The 17,514-nt window shown below is 55.3% G+C and carries 18 protein-coding genes; 6 read left to right on the top strand and 12 right to left on the bottom strand.

Features of this window, described 5'->3' with window-relative positions; genetic code table 11:
• Positions 1-52: 52 nt before the first annotated feature.
• Entirely contained in the window at positions 53-835 is a 783-nt protein-coding gene (locus BT114_RS03950) for a TraX family protein (protein ID WP_177247040.1), read from the top strand.
• Here BT114_RS03950 and folM read toward each other — a convergent pair.
• The 5 genes from folM to trxA form a co-directional block, all read right to left on the bottom strand.
• On the bottom strand, positions 807-1,538 hold the full coding sequence (gene folM, locus BT114_RS03945; RefSeq protein WP_072325041.1) for a dihydromonapterin reductase: 732 nt from the start codon (positions 1,536-1,538) through the stop codon (positions 807-809). The genes BT114_RS03950 and folM overlap by 29 nt on opposite strands.
• Positions 1,535-2,293 carry a ferredoxin reductase domain-containing protein gene (locus BT114_RS03940; protein WP_084661875.1) on the bottom strand — a complete coding sequence of 253 codons (759 nt, stop codon included), beginning with the start codon at positions 2,291-2,293 and terminating at the stop codon, positions 1,535-1,537. The genes folM and BT114_RS03940 overlap by 4 nt, the downstream gene beginning before the upstream one ends.
• Entirely contained in the window at positions 2,290-3,816 is a 1,527-nt protein-coding gene (gene ubiD, locus BT114_RS03935; RefSeq protein WP_072325040.1) for a 4-hydroxy-3-polyprenylbenzoate decarboxylase, read from the bottom strand. Before ubiD ends, BT114_RS03940 begins: the two co-directional genes overlap by 4 nt.
• Before the next feature lie 269 nt (positions 3,817-4,085).
• The gene (rho, locus tag BT114_RS03930; RefSeq protein ID WP_072325039.1) at positions 4,086-5,345 is read right to left on the bottom strand and encodes a transcription termination factor Rho; all 1,260 of its coding nucleotides are present in this window, start codon (positions 5,343-5,345) and stop codon (positions 4,086-4,088) included.
• A 316-nt stretch (positions 5,346-5,661) separates the two neighbouring features.
• Positions 5,662-5,988: a thioredoxin TrxA gene (trxA, locus tag BT114_RS03925; RefSeq protein WP_072325038.1), complete on the bottom strand. Its 327-nt coding sequence runs from the start codon at positions 5,986-5,988 to the stop codon at positions 5,662-5,664.
• 173 nt (positions 5,989-6,161) lie between these two features.
• On the opposite strand from trxA, the gene BT114_RS03920 reads away from it, so the two are divergent.
• Positions 6,162-7,673, top strand: coding sequence for a Ppx/GppA phosphatase family protein (locus BT114_RS03920; protein WP_072325037.1), 1,512 nt, complete (start codon positions 6,162-6,164; stop codon positions 7,671-7,673).
• Between the two features lie 88 nt (positions 7,674-7,761).
• On the opposite strand, the gene lysS is transcribed toward BT114_RS03920, so the two are convergent.
• Positions 7,762-9,276 (bottom strand): lysine--tRNA ligase, encoded by a 1,515-nt coding sequence (gene lysS / locus BT114_RS03915; RefSeq protein ID WP_072325036.1) that lies wholly within the window; start codon positions 9,274-9,276, stop codon positions 7,762-7,764.
• A gap of 3 nt (positions 9,277-9,279) precedes the next feature.
• Positions 9,280-10,378 (bottom strand): peptide chain release factor 2 gene (gene prfB / locus BT114_RS03910; RefSeq protein ID WP_143142757.1). Its coding sequence is split into 2 segments (ribosomal slippage): positions 9,280-10,302 and positions 10,304-10,378, totalling 1,098 coding nucleotides; the frame shifts between segments, so codons are not numbered across the junction.
• Between the two features lie 219 nt (positions 10,379-10,597).
• Here prfB and BT114_RS03905 point away from each other — a divergent pair.
• Positions 10,598-11,728 (top strand): hypothetical protein, encoded by a 1,131-nt coding sequence (locus BT114_RS03905; RefSeq protein WP_072325034.1) that lies wholly within the window; start codon positions 10,598-10,600, stop codon positions 11,726-11,728.
• Positions 11,725-12,195 (top strand): hypothetical protein, encoded by a 471-nt coding sequence (locus tag BT114_RS03900; RefSeq protein WP_072325033.1) that lies wholly within the window; start codon positions 11,725-11,727, stop codon positions 12,193-12,195. Before BT114_RS03905 ends, BT114_RS03900 begins: the two co-directional genes overlap by 4 nt.
• Positions 12,196-12,232: 37 nt before the next feature.
• Here the strand turns inward: BT114_RS03900 and BT114_RS03895 are convergent, their stop codons facing one another.
• A complete protein-coding gene (locus tag BT114_RS03895; RefSeq protein WP_072325032.1) occupies positions 12,233-12,853 on the bottom strand; it encodes a hypothetical protein in 621 nt (206 codons plus the stop codon).
• 105 nt (positions 12,854-12,958) lie between these two features.
• On the opposite strand from BT114_RS03895, the gene dapE reads away from it, so the two are divergent.
• Positions 12,959-14,116: a succinyl-diaminopimelate desuccinylase gene (gene dapE, locus BT114_RS03890; protein ID WP_072325031.1), complete on the top strand. Its 1,158-nt coding sequence runs from the start codon at positions 12,959-12,961 to the stop codon at positions 14,114-14,116.
• On the opposite strand, the gene BT114_RS03885 is transcribed toward dapE, so the two are convergent.
• Together BT114_RS03885 and BT114_RS15260 are read right to left on the bottom strand one after the other, a co-directional pair.
• Complete coding sequence (locus BT114_RS03885; RefSeq protein WP_072325030.1) at positions 14,094-14,855, bottom strand: hypothetical protein; 762 nt, start codon at positions 14,853-14,855, stop codon at positions 14,094-14,096. The genes dapE and BT114_RS03885 overlap by 23 nt on opposite strands.
• Positions 14,856-14,892: 37 nt before the next feature.
• Positions 14,893-15,315 carry a cold-shock protein gene (locus BT114_RS15260; protein WP_281249016.1) on the bottom strand — a complete coding sequence of 141 codons (423 nt, stop codon included), beginning with the start codon at positions 15,313-15,315 and terminating at the stop codon, positions 14,893-14,895.
• Between the two features lie 162 nt (positions 15,316-15,477).
• On the opposite strand from BT114_RS15260, the gene BT114_RS03875 reads away from it, so the two are divergent.
• On the top strand, positions 15,478-15,705 hold the full coding sequence (locus tag BT114_RS03875; protein ID WP_072325028.1) for a SlyX family protein: 228 nt from the start codon (positions 15,478-15,480) through the stop codon (positions 15,703-15,705).
• A 42-nt stretch (positions 15,706-15,747) separates the two neighbouring features.
• On the opposite strand, the gene BT114_RS03870 is transcribed toward BT114_RS03875, so the two are convergent.
• Entirely contained in the window at positions 15,748-16,062 is a 315-nt protein-coding gene (locus tag BT114_RS03870; protein WP_072325292.1) for a BolA family protein, read from the bottom strand.
• Positions 16,063-16,079: 17 nt separating this feature from the next.
• The gene (locus BT114_RS03865; RefSeq protein WP_245770385.1) at positions 16,080-17,441 is read right to left on the bottom strand and encodes a DUF3422 family protein; all 1,362 of its coding nucleotides are present in this window, start codon (positions 17,439-17,441) and stop codon (positions 16,080-16,082) included.
• Positions 17,442-17,514 lie beyond the last annotated feature (73 nt).

Here is a 17,514-nt window from a genome sequence, read left to right as displayed (position 1 = left end):
GGGTAGAATATAAAGGTAGGGAACGACAAGCGTCTGAATGTACACTCATCCCATGCTGACAGCAATCCCGAAACCACCTGAAAGCCACTGGATTCATCCCGCTCGCTGGCTGGCCATCAGTAGCATGCTGGCTGACCACCTGGCCCGTTACCTGCATCCAGGCAATCTTGATCATTACTGGCTGGCCGCCACCTTTGGTCGCCTGGCCTTCCCACTCTTTGCGGCCATGCTGGCCTGGCACCTGCTGTTTCATACCCGCAGTCCTCTGCTGTACGCCGGACGCATCCTGCTGATCGGGCTGGTGGCACAACCGGTTTATGCCCTGATGATTGGCATTCCGCTGAGTTACCCCTGGCTGAACGTGTGTTTCACCCTGGCCGCTGGCCTGTTGCTGGGCAGTGGTCTGAAACACCTGCTGGCTCTTGCACAACAACCCGGCTGGCGGCCGGACCTGTTGCACTGGCTGGGAATGGCGCTGGCATTGCTGCTGGCCTGGCTGGTTGCTCCCTGGCTGGATTACGGCCTGCCAGGTATCCTTCTGGTACCCTGTCTGGTGCTGGTGTTCTGGCTAATGCAGCAACCGGCAAGCAGCTCGCAGAGCCTGATTGGCAGTGTGGTATTGACCGGATTTGTGGGATTGGGGCTGAACAGTTTTGGATTACCGACCTTCAGTAGCCTGCTGGCTTTGGCTTTCATCCTGCTGGGCGTAAAAAATAGTGGTCGACTGCAGAGAATGAAGGGCTATATGCCACCCCTGCCCCGCTGGTTATGGCTGAGTTTTTATCCCGGCCATCTGTTGTTGGTGGTCATGCTTTCACATGCCGTCCGCCATTAAGCGGCAGAATGGCACCTGTCATGTAAGGCTGTTGCAGCAGAAACAACACCGTCTGGCTTAATACGGCAAAACCCGGTTCGATGCCCAGCGGGGATTTGGCCAGGGTTCTGGCACGGTAAGCGGCATCATCACCGGCATTAAAAGCCAGCAAAGCCGGTGCAATGGCATTCACCTTGATGTGAGGGGCAAAACGGCTGGCAAAAGACAATGTCAGGTTTTGCAGGGCAGCCTTACTGGCCACATAAGCGGCATGCTGGTCAGAACCTCGGCGCACCACATCATCAGTGATGTGAAGGATGTCCGTCATCTGGCCACTGCGTTCAACTTCAGCCAGCAGCAAGGGTTGCAATTCAAGGTTCAGAAGAAACGGCGCCTGCTGGTGCACCTGAAACATCTGCCGGAACACCGCTGCTGCTGCCTGGGCATCCTCTCCATCCAACGCCCAGTCTGATGCGTTGTGAATGACGGCTCGCAAGCCGGAAGCCTGCTGTTTCACTGCAGTGGCCAGTGCCAGAATACCGGCATCCGAGGCAAAGTCCGCCTGGATGCCCACCGCCCCCAGCGCCAGCAATTCATCCACACCCGGTTTGTGAGTGCGATAACTGAAAATCACCGGCTGGCCTTGTGCCAACAGCACCTTGGCCAGGTGCAGACCGCTACGCTGGGCAGCACCAGTGATCAATACCGGGCCTGGCACTGTCACGATAAATAGTCCCGTGGTGCATAAGCATGCACATCACTGTGCAGGGCTTTGGGGGCCATGCCACGACTCATCAGCAGATCCTCCACCGCATACACCATGGCCGGTGAGCCACTGATAAAGCCTTCCAGCCGGGCAGCAACATCACTGCCGATAAAATCAGCCGCCAGCACTTCGGTAATGCGGCCAACACGGCCCTGCCACCTGGCATCGGCCAGCTCCACCATCGGGATCAGGGTAAAGCCCGGGTGCTCCTGTTGCCAGGCCTGCGCCTGGGACAAGGCATACAAACCCGCAGCATTACGCGCAGCCCAGTAGAGGGTAATCGGTGAGCGCCAACCTTGCTGCCAGGCCGCTTCAACAATGGCTTTCATCTGTGCAAAACCGGTGCCCGCAGCCACCAGCAACAATGGGCGATCAGTGCCCGCCAGAAAACAGTCACCGGAAGCCACACGCAGACGCAGGGTCTGGCCTGGCTGTAACAGTGCCGCAATGGCTTCTGAGGTTTCACGGCCTGGCAGGTACTGGATATGCAGCTCCAGCTGCTCTGCACCTGGCGCACAGGCAATCGAAAAAGGTGCCCAGACGGATTCACCCACAGCAATTTCCAGATACTGTCCGGCTTGCCAATCCAGCGGTTGATCCGGTTTCAGTAACACCCGATCCACATCCAGCCCCAGGCGCTGTACGTCGGTGATCTGTGCAGTGCAGATGATCGGTGCCTTGTTACTGCCCATCACTGTTGTTGACAGTGTCATGACTTGTTACTACTCCCTGATCCTTGCTGTTGCAGGCCTGCTTGATCCGGGCTTGCTTGATCCAGACCCAGTTGATCCCAGATGCTGTCAACGCGCTGCTTCACTTCATCACTCATGGTGATGGCAGTACCCCATTCACGGGTGGTTTCACCCGGCCACTTGTTGGTGGCATCCATTCCCATTTTGGAGCCCAGACCGGAAACCGGTGAAGCAAAGTCCAGGTAATCAATGGGAGTGTTTTCAATCAATACCGTATCCCGTGCCGGGTCCATGCGGGTGGTGATGGCCCAGATCACATCCTTCCAGTCTCGGGCATTGATATCATCATCGGTGACGATCACAAACTTGGTGTACATGAACTGGCGCAGGAAGCTCCACACGCCCAGCATCACACGCTTGGCATGGCCGGGGTACTGCTTTTTGATGGTCACGACAGCCATACGATAGGAACAGCCTTCCGGCGGCAGATAAAAATCTGTGATTTCCGGAAACTGCTTTTGCAGGATCGGGACAAACACTTCGTTTAATGCCACACCCAGAATGGCCGGTTCATCCGGTGGACGCCCGGTATAGGTGGAGTGATACAGGGCATCCTTGCGACGGGTGATGCGCTCCACGGTGAACACCGGGAAGTGGTCCACTTCGTTGTAATAACCCGTGTGGTCTCCAAACGGGCCTTCCGGCGCGGTTTCACCCGGCTCGATGTAACCTTCCAGCACAATTTCAGCCGAAGCAGGAACCCGCAGCTCATAACCGATGGATTTGACCAACTCGGTTTTGCTGCCACGTAACAAACCGGCAAAAGCATATTCAGACAGGGTGTCCGGCACCGGCGTAACCGCGCCGAGAATGGTTGCAGGGTCAGCACCCAGCGCTACACACACCGGGAAACGCTGACCGGGATTTTCACGACAGAATTTCTGATAATCCAGCGCACCACCACGATGGGCCAGCCAACGCATGATGAGTTTGTTCTTACCGATCAGTTGCTGGCGATAAATGCCGAGGTTCTCACGCCCTTTTTTCTGGTTCTGGGTGATCACCAGTGGCCAGGTCACCAGCGGTGCCGCATCGCCCGGCCAGCAGTGCATGATCGGCAATTGGTACAGATCAACATCATCCCCTTCCAGCACCACCTCCTGACAGGGTGCCTTGCTCAGCACCCTGGGATTCATGGTCAGGACTTTTTTGAAGATGGGCAGTTTTTCCCAGGCATCACGCATGCCCTTGGGTGGATCAGGCTCTTTCAGAAAGGCCAACAGCTTGCCGATTTCACGCAAGGCAGCAGTGGATTCAGCTCCCATCCCCAGAGCAACCCGTTCCGGTGTGCCAAACAGGTTGGCCAGTACCGGCATCTTATGGCCTCTGGGGTTTTCAAACAGAATCGCCGGACCACCGGCACGCAGGGTACGGTCGGCAATTTCAGTCATTTCCAGATAGGGATCAACTTCCTGCGTCACCCGCTTGAGCAGGCCTCGCTGTTCGAGCTGATCAATAAAGTCACGCAAATCCTTGTAAATCATCGGGATTTCAGACCTCTTGGTGTGCAAAAGGCAAGCCTTTCGGGCTTGCCTGATGGTACTGATTCTGAAGATAGGTGCTGGATACGGGCAAGAGGCCGCTCGTAAAGTATTCCCTGGCTGCTGGGCAGCGGCTTGTCACTGAACAGGACGCGTGAATACATCCCTGTAAGCTCTGCTGCAACATCCTTGTTGCAGACAGCCTGTCAGTGCCAAGCCGCCGTCCTCGTCTGCGGGCACCGCCGTAGCAGACCCGTATTACAACACCGCCTTTATTTGCGTTTCATCGCCTCGAAGAATTCCATATTGGTCTTGGTGTCTTTCAGACGGTCGACCAGGAATTCAGTGGCTGCCACATCTTCCATCGGGTTGAGCAGCTTGCGCAGAATCCACATGCGCTGCAGTTCTTCCTCGGTGGCCAGCAGGTCTTCACGGCGAGTACCGGAGCGACGGATGTTGATGGCCGGGTAAATGCGTTTTTCAGCCACTTTACGATCCAGGTGCACTTCCATGTTGCCGGTGCCCTTGAATTCTTCAAAGATGACTTCGTCCATCTTGGAGCCGGTATCCACCAGTGCGGTAGCAACAATGGTCAGGCTGCCCCCTTCTTCGATGTTACGGGCAGCACCAAAAAACCGCTTGGGTTTTTCCAGTGCGTTGGCATCCACACCACCGGTCAGTACCTTGCCGGAGCTGGGAATCACCGTGTTGTAAGCGCGCGCCAGACGGGTGATGGAGTCCAGCAGGATGATGACATCCAGCTTGTGCTCAACCAGGCGTTTGGCTTTTTCGATAACCATTTCAGCAACCTGAACATGGCGTGCCGGTGGTTCATCAAAGGTGGAAGCCACCACTTCACCACGGACTGTGCGCTGCATCTCGGTCACTTCTTCCGGGCGCTCATCAATCAACAGTACGATCAGGTGGCATTCAGGGTTATTGCGTTTGATGGAGTTGGCAACATTCTGCAGCATCAGTGTCTTACCCGCTTTTGGCGGCGACACGATCAAACCACGCTGACCTTTACCGATCGGTGAAACCAGATCAATCACGCGGGCGGTGAGATCTTCGCTGGAGCCGTTACCGACTTCCATAACCAGACGCTGATTGGGGAACAGCGGCGTCAGGTTTTCAAACAGGATCTTGTGTTTGGCGTTGTCAGGACGATCAAAGTTGATGGAATCAACTTTCAGCAGGGCAAAATAACGCTCACCTTCTTTGGGTGGGCGGATCTTGCCGGAAATGGTGTCACCCTTGCGCAGGTTAAAACGGCGAATCTGGCTTGGAGATACATAAATGTCATCAGGACCGGCCAGATAAGAGGAGTCGGCGGAGCGCAGAAAGCCAAAGCCATCCTGCAGGATTTCCAGAACACCATCACCGTAGATGTCTTCACCGCTTTTGGCGTGGCGTTTGAGAATGCCAAAGATGATGTCTTGTTTGCGGGAGCGGGCGACGTTTTCAATGCCCATCTCGTCAGCGATGGCCATGAGTTCGGAAACGGATTTCTGCTTGAGTTCGGTCAGATTCATGTGTGTAGTTTTGGTGATCTTGCCAGAGGTAATGTCCGTTGAGGCGGAGCGTGGATGCTTTTACCGGGCTTGCACACGGGAAATGTAGACTGAGCGTTTTGCTGTCTGTTCATTCAAGTTGATTGCTGTTGAAGCATTCGGGGCAGGCCGGTATCCGTAACATCTGCTTCATGCAGACTGATGCGGTGATTGTACCGAGAAAAACCGTGTTGATCGTGTCAACACTGCACAAGGCAAAGCTATCTTGCCTGATACTGAACCCACGTGCAAGACTTTAATCCCTGTTTTGCACATGGGTTCGGAATGACAAGAAAGATTACAGATTGGCGTCAACAAAGGCAGTCAACTGAGATTTTGACAGCGCACCAACTTTAGTGGCCTCGGTATTTCCGCCTTTAAAAATCATCAGGGTCGGAATACCACGAATACCAAACTTGGCCGGTGTATCGGTGTTTTCATCAATATTCAGCTTGCACACCCGCAACCGCCCTTCGTATTCGCTGGCCACTTCTTCCAGCACCGGAGCAATCATTTTGCAGGGGCCACACCACTCTGCCCAGTAATCCACCAGTACCGGTATTTCAGACTTGAGAACATCGTCCTCGAAGGTGGCGTCGGTGGTATTGAGGATGTTGGAACTCATTTTCTGCTCTCCATGGGCACTTGCACAACTTAAGGCATGCGCGTTCATCAATTGATTGCAAACTATCATAGCACCCTCTTCTGCTCACCTGAAGCCTGCAAAAATATAAACTTAATGCTTTTGGTGCTATCTTTTCGCTTTCCAGCCAACTCCTACAATTTTCCGGATAATTTATGGCCGACGAACTTCCTCCTGATGGCGCCATGCTGGCAGCCGTAGACCTGGGCTCCAACAGCTTCCACCTGATTCTGGCTCGCAGGCTTAAAGGTGAACTGAGCCTGCTGCGGCGCATGGGTGAAAAAGTGCAGCTGGCTGCCGGACTTGATGAAAACAACTGGCTCAGCGAGGAAGCTCAGCAGCGTGGCCTGGACTGCCTGAAAATGATGGCTCCCTTTCTACAGGGGTTATCGGAAAACCAGGTTCGCATTGTTGGCACCAACGCCTTGCGTGCGGCTCATAACGCCGAAGAATTTATTACGCGTGCCGAAGCCATTCTCGGTTTTCCAATCGAAATCATCGCTGGCCGCGAAGAAGCCCGGCTGATTTTTGCCGGTGCAGTACACACCACACCCCGCGTGGAAGGCCACCGACTGGTGGTGGACATCGGCGGTGGCAGTACCGAATTCATCATCGGTGAAGGTGCCGAACCCCGATTACTGGAAAGCCTGCACATGGGCTGTGTCAGTTACGGTGGACGTTATTTTCCCGGGGGCGAGGTTACCGAACGCGGTTATCAGCGAGCGCGCACTGCTGCGCTGGGGGAACTGCTGCACATCCAGCAACCCTTTCGGAAGATGGGCTGGCAACTGGCTCAGGGCAGCTCTGGCACCCTGAAAGCCCTATCCCAGATTCTTGGCAAGGGTGAATTTGCTCCCCTGACACCGGAAGGCATTCAGGAACTGGAGAAGGATCTGCTGAAAGCCGGTTCGGCACATCACTGGACGGCTTACGGCATGCGTGCGGATCGGGTCAACGTGATTCCTGCCGGCCTGGCCATTACCTCAGCCTTTTTTGAGTCACTCGGCATCACCGAAATGCATTACTCCGATGGTGCCCTGCGTGAAGGGGTGCTGTATGAGTTGCTGGGCAGTGGTACCGACGAAGACATTCGTGAAAGAACCGTGCGAGCGTTGCAGGAGCGCTTTCAAGTTGATCTGAACCAGAGTCACTTTGTCACTACAGCCGCATTACAGGCACTGGAACAAACAGCCTCGCCCTGGGGTTTGATGGCACCCAAATGGCAACACAAGCTGGAGTGGGCCGCCCGCCTGCATGAAATTGGTTTGAGTGTGGCGCATACCCAGTATCACAAACACGGCGCCTATTTGATGCGTTATGCCGATCTGGCTGGTTTCACCCGCCTGCAACAACAAATGCTGGCAGTGCTGATTCGTGCCCATCGACGTAAGTTCCCGGTCACTGAGTTCAAGGTTTTCACCCCTGAGGATCAGTTAAAGCTGCAACGCCTGGCGCGCCTGCTGCGTCTGGCCGTGGTACTACACCACAGCCGCCCGGAAACACCCTTGCTGGATTTTCGCATCAGCATCAACAACAGCACCACCCGCGAGAGCATGCAGGTCACCTTCCCGGAAGGCTGGCTGCAGGATCAACCGCTGCTGCGTGCGGATCTGGAGCAGGAGGCGGCCTGGCAGGCGGCAGCGGGGTTTGAGCTGATTTTCGTCTGACAGACGCCAGCAGAAAGAAAAAAACCTGCCGATCTGAATCAGCAGGTTTTTTTAATTGCACCCAATCAGCAGTGGTTCGTCGCTGGTATCACTCAGCTTCCGGGCGCATGGCCGGGAACAGCAGTACATCACGGATGGATGGGCTGTCGGTGAACAGCATCACCAGCCGGTCGATACCGATGCCTTCACCAGCGGTGGGTGGCAGGCCGTATTCCAGTGCACGTATGTAGTCGGCATCAAAGAACATGGCTTCGTCATCACCGGCTTCCTTCTCGGCCACCTGCTCCAGAAAACGATCACGCTGATCTTCCGGGTCATTCAGCTCGGAGAAGCCGTTGGCAATTTCACGACCACCAATGAAAAACTCGAAGCGATCGGTCACGTCCGGGTTGCTGTCGTTGCGTCTTGCCAGCGGTGACACTTCCGCCGGGTATTCGGTGATGAAGGTCGGCTGACGCAACTGGTGTTCGGCCACCGCTTCAAAAATCTCGGTGATGATGCGCCCCAGACCCCAGATGGGTTTCACTTCAATCTTCAGACGTTGTGCCACGGCAGCTGCCGCTTCACGGGTCTCCAGATCACTGACCTGAATGCCTTCACCGTATTTCAGCACCGCTTCTTTCATGGTCAGGCGCTGGAAGGGCTGACCAAACTCATAAACTTCACCCTGATAAGGCACCTGGGTCTGACCCAGCACGTCTTCTGCCAGGGTTTTCAGCAAGGCTTCGGTGAAGTCCATCAGGTCATTGTAGTCCGCATAAGCCCAGTAGAATTCGATCATGGTGAATTCGGGGTTATGGCGGGTGGACAGACCTTCATTGCGGAAATTACGGTTGATTTCATAAACCTTCTCAAACCCACCAACCACCAGACGCTTGAGGAACAGCTCCGGCGCAATGCGCAGGTACATGTCCTGATCCAGCGCGTTGTGATGAGTAATGAAAGGTCGGGCCGTGGCACCACCGGGAATGGTCTGCAGCATCGGCGTTTCCACTTCCATGAAGTTCTGCTGCTCCATGAAGCGGCGAATGCCGCTGATGATGCGTGAGCGCACTTCAAAGCGACTGCGGGATTCCGGGTTCACAATCAGGTCAACATAACGCTGGCGGTAACGCATTTCTTGGTCAGCCAGACCATGGAATTTATCCGGCAGCGGGCGCAGGCTCTTGGTCAGCAACTGGCACTGTTCGATGTAAACATACAGGTCACCCTTGCCGGACAGGTGCACCACACCTTCGGCTGCCACCAGGTCGCCCAGATCCCAGGTTTTGATGTCATCAGCCAGCTCGGTACTCAGTCCCTTTTTGTCGACATACAGCTGAATCTGGCCGCTGACGTCCTGAATGACAATGAATGGACCGCGCATACGCAGGATGCGACCGGCCACCTTGGCTCGACGCCCCAGTACTTCCAACTCTTCCTTGCTCTTGTCAGCCAGTTCCCGCTGCAGGTCACCGGCATAAGCATCACGACGGAAGGTGTTGGGGAAAGCATTGCCCTTTTCACGACGGGCGGCCAGCTTGGCGCGGCGCTCGGCCATCAGCTTGTTGTCTTCTTCCAGCAGGCGGCTGGTCACTTCACCCTGAGAGGTTGCTTCTGTCATGATTTATAAACCCTGCTTCAAGCTGGCTTCGATGAATTTGTCCAGGTCGCCATCCAGCACAGCCTGGGTATTACGGGTTTCCACACCGGTGCGCAGATCCTTGATGCGGGCATCATCCAGTACATAAGAGCGGATCTGGCTGCCCCAACCGATATCGGCCTTGGAGTCTTCCAACTTCTGCTTTTCAGCATTACGTTTCTGCATTTCCAGCTCCCACAACTTGGCCTTCAACTGCTTCATGGCAAAGTCACGGTTGGCATGCTGAGAGCGCTGGGTCTGACAGGCCACCACGGTATTGGTCGGAAGGTGGGTGATCCGCACTGCGGATTCGGTCCGGTTAACGTGCTGACCACCGGCACCGGAGGCACGATACACATCGGTGCGCAGGTCCGCTGGATTGATGTCGATTTCAAAGCTGTCGTCCACTTCCGGGGATACAAACACCGAACTGAATGAGGTATGGCGGCGACCACCGGAATCAAACGGGCTTTTGCGAACCAGACGATGCACACCGGTTTCGGTTCTCAACCAACCATAGGCATAATCACCTTCCACACGAATGGTGGCTGATTTGATGCCCGCCACCTCGCCATCGGAAAGCTCCACGATCTCGGTTTTGAAGCCATGAGCATCGGCCCAGCGCAGGTACATGCGCAGCAGCATGTTGGCCCAGTCCTGCGCCTCAGTGCCGCCGGAACCGGCCTGAATATCCAGGAACGCGTGGTTTTCATCCATTTCACCGGCAAACATCCGGCGAAACTCCAGACCTTCCAACTGCTTTTGCAGCTCATCCAGATCGGCACTGACCGCATTAAAGGTGTCTTCGTCGTTTTCTGCCGCAGCCAGCTCCAGCAGATCCGCTGCATCACCCAACCCCTGATTCAGGTTATCCAGCGTGGTGACAATGGTGTCCAGTTGAGCGCGCTCTTTGCCGAGTGCCTGCGCCCGCTCCGGCTCGTTCCACACGTCCGGCTGCTCCAGTTCACGGTTTACTTCTTCAAGACGGTCTTTCTTTTCAGCGTAGTCAAAGATACCCCCTAAGAACGTCGGTGCGCTCTTGCAGGTTCTTGATCAGGTTGACCAGCGGGTTGATTTCCAGCATGGGGAAGGCCTTCTCCAGCGTTACCAGGATGTGAATGATGTTCGGAATAAACCGGGCATTTTACCCAAGGTGGCGATGCAACTCCACACTCCGTTCGCTGTCGCACAAAAAACATCGGGGGTTTTGCCAATTCAGGCTGCAACCACCCTGCCCAGCAGCTACACTAGGGCCTGACAATGACGCCAGGCATCATGTAAAAACAGGGGTTTCTGAATACTCATGCAGATCCAGATCACACCAACCGGCGATCAACTACTGCTGCAGCTTGGCCCCTGTCAGGCCAATCTGACACAAGAGCAGGCCGGCTTATTACGCGCCCGTCTGGCAGAAATCCTGTTGCACTCCATGCAACTACCGCGCAGTCACTGGGAAATCCGCCAGAACCGGGTCCGCAATCTGGATTGGCTGGCTGAAGTGCTTGAGTGGCTGAACAAGGATATCCTGGCTGATTTACTGGTTGATTATGATCCGGCGCACCGGGTGGCGTTGTTTAAATATGCACGCAAACAACACCCCAAACTGGCTGCCCGCCTGATGCAACTGCTGCCCAGGCGCACTGCCGAACAACTGGAAGACGAGCTGGCCATGAGTGGTGCCATTCCAGTGCAGCAGGTCGCACTCGCACTGGAAGCATTACACCCCCTGCTTGCCGCACAACTGGGTACAAAGCTGGCAGCACTGCCCGATGCCAACCTTGACCCGGAACAAACCCGGCAAGCGCTCCTGCAGCATCACGAATTGCTGCAAGCACTGCCATCGTTACCTGAAGCCAATAGCCAGCGTACCCTGCAGCAACTTCAGAGCCATGAACAGCTCATTCTGTTATGGCTGGCAAATCATCAAGGCTGGCAACCACTGGAACACTGGTTACTGGCGCGTTTACCCGGGGAAGCAGAACAGCTCACCACCCAAATGCAAAACCTGCCACCCCAGCCCGCCTGGGTGCTGCTGGCGCTTGCTCAACGCATTAAAACCCTGACTGACCTGCGCCAGCCCCAACCCCCGACAGAACCCGCCGCCAGCCCGGCACTGGATGAAAAAGCCCGCAATTTCCTGCAGAGTTTCAGTGAGTTACCTGCACCCTTACTGCAACTGGTGCTGAAACGCCTGGCTCGCGACAACCTGGCACAACTGATCACTGCCTGCCAGCAATTAAAAGCACTGCGCCTGTACCAGCGGCTTGAAAAAATCCTGCCCGAGCGTTTTTTTCACCAGATGCAAAAGCAGCATCCGGCAGCCCTGCAGCCAGCTGAATTACGATCCCTGATGACACAAATGAGTCAGGAGCTGAAGCGCCTGAAATCCTTGCAGCAGGAAGGGGAAACACAAGGAAGGATGACACAGCCATGAGCCTTGAGCCTTATGTACGCAATGGTCAACTGCACCTGGAAGATCAGACACTGACGCTGAAGCTGGGCCTGCATGACGGACTGCAACTGGCAGTGGAACTGGATCGCCAGTTGCAACTGAAAGAATCACTTTCAGAGACACTGATCGAAGGTTTTTACCGCAACCTGCTGGACAGCCTGATGCTGTTATCACCCAGAGAGCGGCAAACGCTCCTGCAAGAAGCCAGTCTTGAAGCCACTGCCTGTTTATTGCGCATCTTCCGCGGTCAGCCGACCGAAGAACAACTGCGCAGCAATCTGTCACAGCGACGCCTGAGCCAGATTGAAGAAGAGCCTTTGTACCTGGCCCGCACCCTGCCACCAGCGGATGAACTGGCCCAAGTACTGGCCCCCTTTTACCGCAAGGTGGAAGAACAGGTGCTGACCGGGCGCATTGAACTGCAGGACCCGCAAGGCTGTTATTACTGAACCTCACAGGCCCTTCTGAAGCGGCCTCGAAGACTGCTTAGTTGATCTGGATGCTCTTGAGCGACTGCTCAAAATCCTGCAGGGACTGGGGGTTTTCACGACTGTAAGTCAAGGTCAGCACCAGGCTACGGTTCTGCTCCAGCTGCAGCATGTACTGCACAATGCGTGTATCCGCCGGATGACCAGGGTAAGCCAGCACAAAAGCCGGGTAACCACCCAACTCCAGACCACGACACTCTTCCAGTTGCACGCTGCGGCCCAGAGTGCGGCTCAGCAGTCCCGGCAAGGCACTGCAGGTGGATTTGATCTGGCTGGCTGCTTCCGGGACCTGATCACGGGTTTCAAACAGGGTGATGTTGTCGTAAAAGCCATTTTTGCTCTCACCGGCATTAAAGATCAGCTCCAGGCCACCACCGCGCACCTGACGCGACAAACGCTCACGCACCTGAGGAGGGAGCTCCAGTTGCTCCCCCGCATCGGCATCATCCACTGCGGCCAGCTCTTCAGCTGTCAGTTGACGCCAGTCAGTCGGCAGGTGCAGCACCACCCCAAAGCGACTTTCCACTGACCGGGTATCGGTTGCCGCCAATACTGGCAAAGACACAAACACCTGGACACAAACCAGCAGCATCAGGCTGCGAAACATCAGACTTTTCAAGGCAGAAATCCATACAGGCTAAACAAAATCAGGTAAGCTTACACGCTTGCAAGCGCAACGCTAAGCCATTTTTAATACACCTTCTCTGATCCTGTGATAAACACCATGAATGCTCCCCTCTCCCCAACGCTTGAACTGGCCTTTCAACTGCTGCAGCGCCCCTCCGTCACACCAGAGGATGCCGGCTGCCTTGAGCTGATTGGCAAACGTCTGGAAGCCATAGGTTTCCGGCTGGAGCGATTGCGTTTTGGTGAGGTGGACAACCTCTGGGCTCGCCGTGGCAATTCCGGCCCACTCTTCTGTTTTGCCGGACATACCGATGTGGTTCCAACCGGACCACTGGAGCGCTGGCAAACCCCTCCTTTTGAACCGGTGATTGATGCAGAAGGTTATCTGCGTGCTCGTGGCGCTGCCGACATGAAAGGCAGTATTGCGGCCATGATCACAGCCATTGAAGCCTTTGTGGCAGAACATCCCGACCACCCCGGCAGTCTGGCCTTCCTGCTGACCAGCGACGAGGAAGGCCCTGCCATCAACGGCACCGTAAAGGTGGTTGAACACCTGCAAGCACGACAGGAAAAAATTGACTGGTGCCTGGTGGGCGAACCCTCCAGCACGACCCAGGTGGGTGATGTGATCAAAAATGGTCGACGTGGCTCACTGGGTGCGCGCCTGGTGGTGAAGGGCAAGCAGGGACACGTGGCTTACCCGCATCTGGCTGATAACCCCATACATCGAGCGGCACCTGCACTGGCCGCCCTGAGTGCAGAAATCTGGGATCAGGGGAATGACTTTTTCCCGGCCACCAGTTTTCAGATCTCCAACATCCATGCTGGTACCGGCGCCACCAATGTAGTGCCCGGTGAACTTGAAGTGTTATTCAACTTCCGTTTTTCCACCGAGGTGACTGCGGAGCAATTGCAACAGCGCACCGAAAACATCCTGCAACAACACGGGCTGATTTACGACCTTGAATGGACACTCAGCGGCCAGCCATTTCTGACGGCGGCCGGATCACTGGTGGAGGCGGCGGTAACGGCAATACGCCAGGTGACGGGACACGATACGGAACTGTCCACTTCCGGTGGCACTTCAGATGGACGCTTTATTGCACCAACCGGTGCACAGGTCGTGGAACTGGGACCGGTGAATGCAACCATCCACCAGATTAATGAAAGAGTGCGGGCTGAAGACCTGAACCAGCTGCAGCAGATTTATCAGGTTCTGCTGCAGCAGCTGTTCAGAAACGCACGCCCAGATTAAGTGCCAGCACATACTGACGGCTACCGGAAATATCATCATCCGGTGCCGCACTCACATCCCAGCGATCATAACTCAGGCGGGTCATCAGTACCCGCCGATTGCTGGTCAGGTAATCAAAACCAGCCCACAGCGCATAACCCCGATCATCCGACTGGGTCGGCTTGCCGCCTTCAGCACCCTGATAGCGCTCGCGCCCCTGAATCAACAAGCGGTATTCGCCACCCACCACCAGGTACAAGGGGCCATCAAGTGGCAGCCCTAACTCAGCGCCAACCGGCAGGTAGGTATAGTGAAAACGACTGCGATCATCATTCTCCCCGGTAATTTGAGTGCCCTGCCAGCCCAAACCGGTCCAGATAGCCAGATCACCGGGAAAAGAGGACACATTCACACCACCCACCCGATAACCAAACCAGGCATGGGTTGCCTCTGCATCCATATCAACAGCACGCACCTGCTCCGTATTATCGACCAGGCTATGCCCCATACTGAGCCGGTGATAAGCAAAAAGATCACCGATGATCTCGATATCAATGCCAAGATTAAACAGATGGCCATCCAGCCGGTAATCATGGCTTTTTGCCTGGTGATTCAGCTGGGCATAGCTGATGGATGGTGTCAGGAACAGCACTGAGTCCGGCACTCGATCTTCCCTGGCCGGTACCTCTGGTTCCCCCTGCGCCAACAGCGGCATGGCGGTTAATAACATCGTTGCCAGTGTCAATGTGTGTTTCAGCATCGGGGGCTCCCTGTTTTCAGTGCTGTTTGGCTCGGTGTCAGCGGCTCAGAATGGATACGTCTTCAGCTTGCAGACCTTTATCACCATCCACAGCAGCAAACTTCACCCGCTGGCCTTCACGCAGCGTGCGATGGCCAGTACCGCGAATGGAGCGAAAATGTACAAACACCTCACCACCGGCATCACGAATGATAAAACCAAAACCCTTGTTCACATTAAACCACTTCACCACACCTTCTTCACGACCGTCATCACCACCAAGGTCTTCTTCATAGGTCGCATCATCTGAAGCATTCACTGCACGCAGACGCAGCATCTCATTCAGGGTGGCGGCCAGCATCAGCAGCACAAAGGTCAGCAGGTACAACTTAACCAAGACAAGTGTTGTAAATTCAAATTCCGCACTCATCGCCAGCAAGGGCAAAATCAAGGGCGCCAGCAGTGCAACAGCAAGACTCACCAGAATATTTCTTATCAGTGTATTATTGAGCATAAAGTTTCTCTGAATCCAGGTATCTGTGAACAAAAGGAAAATGGCCAAATGGATGGGCCGCAGCCATTATAACCACCTCCGCATGGAAATGCTTGGATGGAAACCCGCAAGTAACCGGTTTGAATTGATATGACACAAGAAAATGAACAACGCCTGATACGACTGGAGACCCAGTTGGCCTTTCAGGACGATCTGCTGGAGCAGTTGAATCGACAACTGGTCTTGCAAGCAGAAGACATTCGGCTGTTACAAGACCAGCTGCACCTGTTGTCACAACGCTTTCGTGAATTACAACGCAGCAATGATGCCGGTGAAGCTCAGCCCAGCCTGACCGATGAGCGCCCACCTCACTACTGAAAACCTCTGATTAGCTATTTATTGCGCTTGCCTGGCCTGTGCTCACTTGCCACCGCCCTTGCAGTTCGGTGAGTCGGGGCGCTGTTCACCCCGCGCCAGCCATTCTTGAGGTGTGTACAGGTGCAGTGCCAGGGCGTGCACAGGACCTGCCAGCTCATCCGCCAGCAGTGCATAAATCTTCTGGTGGCGTTTCACCGGCAGCAGACCGGCAAAACCTTCGGACACCAAGGTGATTTTAAAGTGGCTCTCACGCCCCGGTGGACCACTGTGCCGATCACTTTCATTCTCGATCTGCAGCCACTCAGGCTGTAGCGCTGCATTCAGCTTTTTCCTGATGCCTGTTTCTGTCTGAGCCATCTTGTTTACCTGTTCAATCACAATGGGCGCTGATTTTCCCGTTCCGGGTCACTGGCTTCCACAATAAAGCGCTTGATCCTGTGTGTCACCCACCAGACACCGCCAATGACCAAAGGGACAGCAACGGCAGTGGCAATATCCTTGTTCAGCGGCACACCCAAAGGCTCCAGCGCACCGAACAGGTAACGCAACAGGCTGATGCCATAATAACTGATGGCGGCAATCGACAGGCCTTCCACCGTTTCCTGCATGCGCAATTGCAGACGTGAACGGCGATTCATCGAAGCCAGCAGGCGACGATTCTGCTCCTCCAGTTTCAGATCCACTCGGGTGCGGATCAGATCCCCGGCCCGCTCAATACGCCGCGCAAGGTCTTCCAGGCGTTGACTGACCGAATCACAGGTATTGGCCGCTGGTGTCAGGCGTCGACTGAAAAAGGCCGCCAGCGTGAAGTTTGGACCACTTTCCCGCTCTTTGAGTTCTTCCAGTCGCTTCATGACCAGTCGGTAATAAGCCTGGGTCGCAGAAAAGCGTGAAATGGTATCGGCCCGGTGCCGTTCTATCTGGGCTGCCATGGCAGTCAGCTGCTTGAGTAATTCACGCTCTTCTTCCAGACCTTCTGTATCAGACAGGACAGTGATGATTCCTGCCAGCTGCTGATCCAGCTGCCGCAGTACCGGCGCCAATTCCCGTGCCGGGCGCGCGCCCAGCAAGGCCATCAGACGATAGGTTTCCAGTTCCAGCACCCGCAGAATCAAACGACCAGTCTGGTTGTCATTCAAACCATGATTGTGCAGCAGCACCCGGCCACAACCATCACCGTGCAGGCGAAAAGCACTCCACAGGGTGGCAGCGCCCTCCATCAGGCGACCACTGACCAGTCGCTGACCTTCAAAGCAGGAAGCCAGTTGCTCCCGATCCAGCATTGCATCTTCTGGTGAACGCACCTCCAGATGCAAGGCCGCCACCAGCTGTCCGGGAATAGCCTCCAGCCAGTCCTGCGGCAATAATGACAAGGCCTGCTGGGTGAAAGGCTGTTGGTTACAACCAGGGCGCACAAAGGTGTAGGTGACAAACTCCAGGTGCCTTTCCCAACGCACCTCCAGATCACCCAGTCGCTGATAAAAACTATTGTCGCCAGCGGCTGGCGGATTCACGCCATAACGGCTGCACAGAGCACCAAGATGCTCAAAATCCGCGCTGCGCTCGGACTCATCCAGCAGCAAGGCCAGATGTGAAATTCGTACTGGACTGCCAATCACCGGGAAAGGGCGGGCATGCAGCTCGTGATAAAGGCTTTCCCGTGCTGGATGCAGGTTACGGGGCAAGGATGGACGCAAGGCAGCTGCTAGGCCGGTTGGCACGGCTGAGTCAGTCACGGATTCACCTTCAGGCAATTGATTTTTCAGAACATCATGCAATGGCCGAAGGTGAACCGCAAGCCGGTGTGCC

The organism is Marinospirillum alkaliphilum DSM 21637 (assembly GCF_900119735.1).
In the GTDB taxonomy this organism is placed as follows: domain Bacteria; phylum Pseudomonadota; class Gammaproteobacteria; order Pseudomonadales; family Halomonadaceae; genus Marinospirillum; species Marinospirillum alkaliphilum.
The sequence above is the reverse complement of the archived record's forward strand: the minus strand, read 5'-3'. Positions and strand labels throughout refer to the sequence as shown.

Bases quoted from the DNA above. Each gene is read 5' to 3' on its own strand.
- BT114_RS03950 (WP_177247040.1), top strand. From the start codon at position 53: ATGCTGACAGCAATCCCGAAACCACCTGAAAGCCACTGGATTCATCCC.
- BT114_RS03940 (WP_084661875.1), bottom strand. From the start codon at position 2,293: ATGACACTGTCAACAACAGTGATGGGCAGTAACAAGGCACCGATCATC.
- ubiD (WP_072325040.1), bottom strand. From the start codon at position 3,816: ATGATTTACAAGGATTTGCGTGACTTTATTGATCAGCTCGAACAGCGA.
- rho (WP_072325039.1), bottom strand. From the start codon at position 5,345: ATGAATCTGACCGAACTCAAGCAGAAATCCGTTTCCGAACTCATGGCC.
- trxA (WP_072325038.1), bottom strand. From the start codon at position 5,988: ATGAGTTCCAACATCCTCAATACCACCGACGCCACCTTCGAGGACGAT.
- BT114_RS03920 (WP_072325037.1), top strand. From the start codon at position 6,162: ATGGCCGACGAACTTCCTCCTGATGGCGCCATGCTGGCAGCCGTAGAC.
- lysS (WP_072325036.1), bottom strand. From the start codon at position 9,276: ATGACAGAAGCAACCTCTCAGGGTGAAGTGACCAGCCGCCTGCTGGAA.
- BT114_RS03905 (WP_072325034.1), top strand. From the start codon at position 10,598: ATGCAGATCCAGATCACACCAACCGGCGATCAACTACTGCTGCAGCTT.
- BT114_RS03900 (WP_072325033.1), top strand. From the start codon at position 11,725: ATGAGCCTTGAGCCTTATGTACGCAATGGTCAACTGCACCTGGAAGAT.
- dapE (WP_072325031.1), top strand. From the start codon at position 12,959: ATGAATGCTCCCCTCTCCCCAACGCTTGAACTGGCCTTTCAACTGCTG.
- BT114_RS03885 (WP_072325030.1), bottom strand. From the start codon at position 14,855: ATGCTGAAACACACATTGACACTGGCAACGATGTTATTAACCGCCATG.
- BT114_RS03875 (WP_072325028.1), top strand. From the start codon at position 15,478: ATGACACAAGAAAATGAACAACGCCTGATACGACTGGAGACCCAGTTG.
- BT114_RS03870 (WP_072325292.1), bottom strand. From the start codon at position 16,062: ATGGCTCAGACAGAAACAGGCATCAGGAAAAAGCTGAATGCAGCGCTA.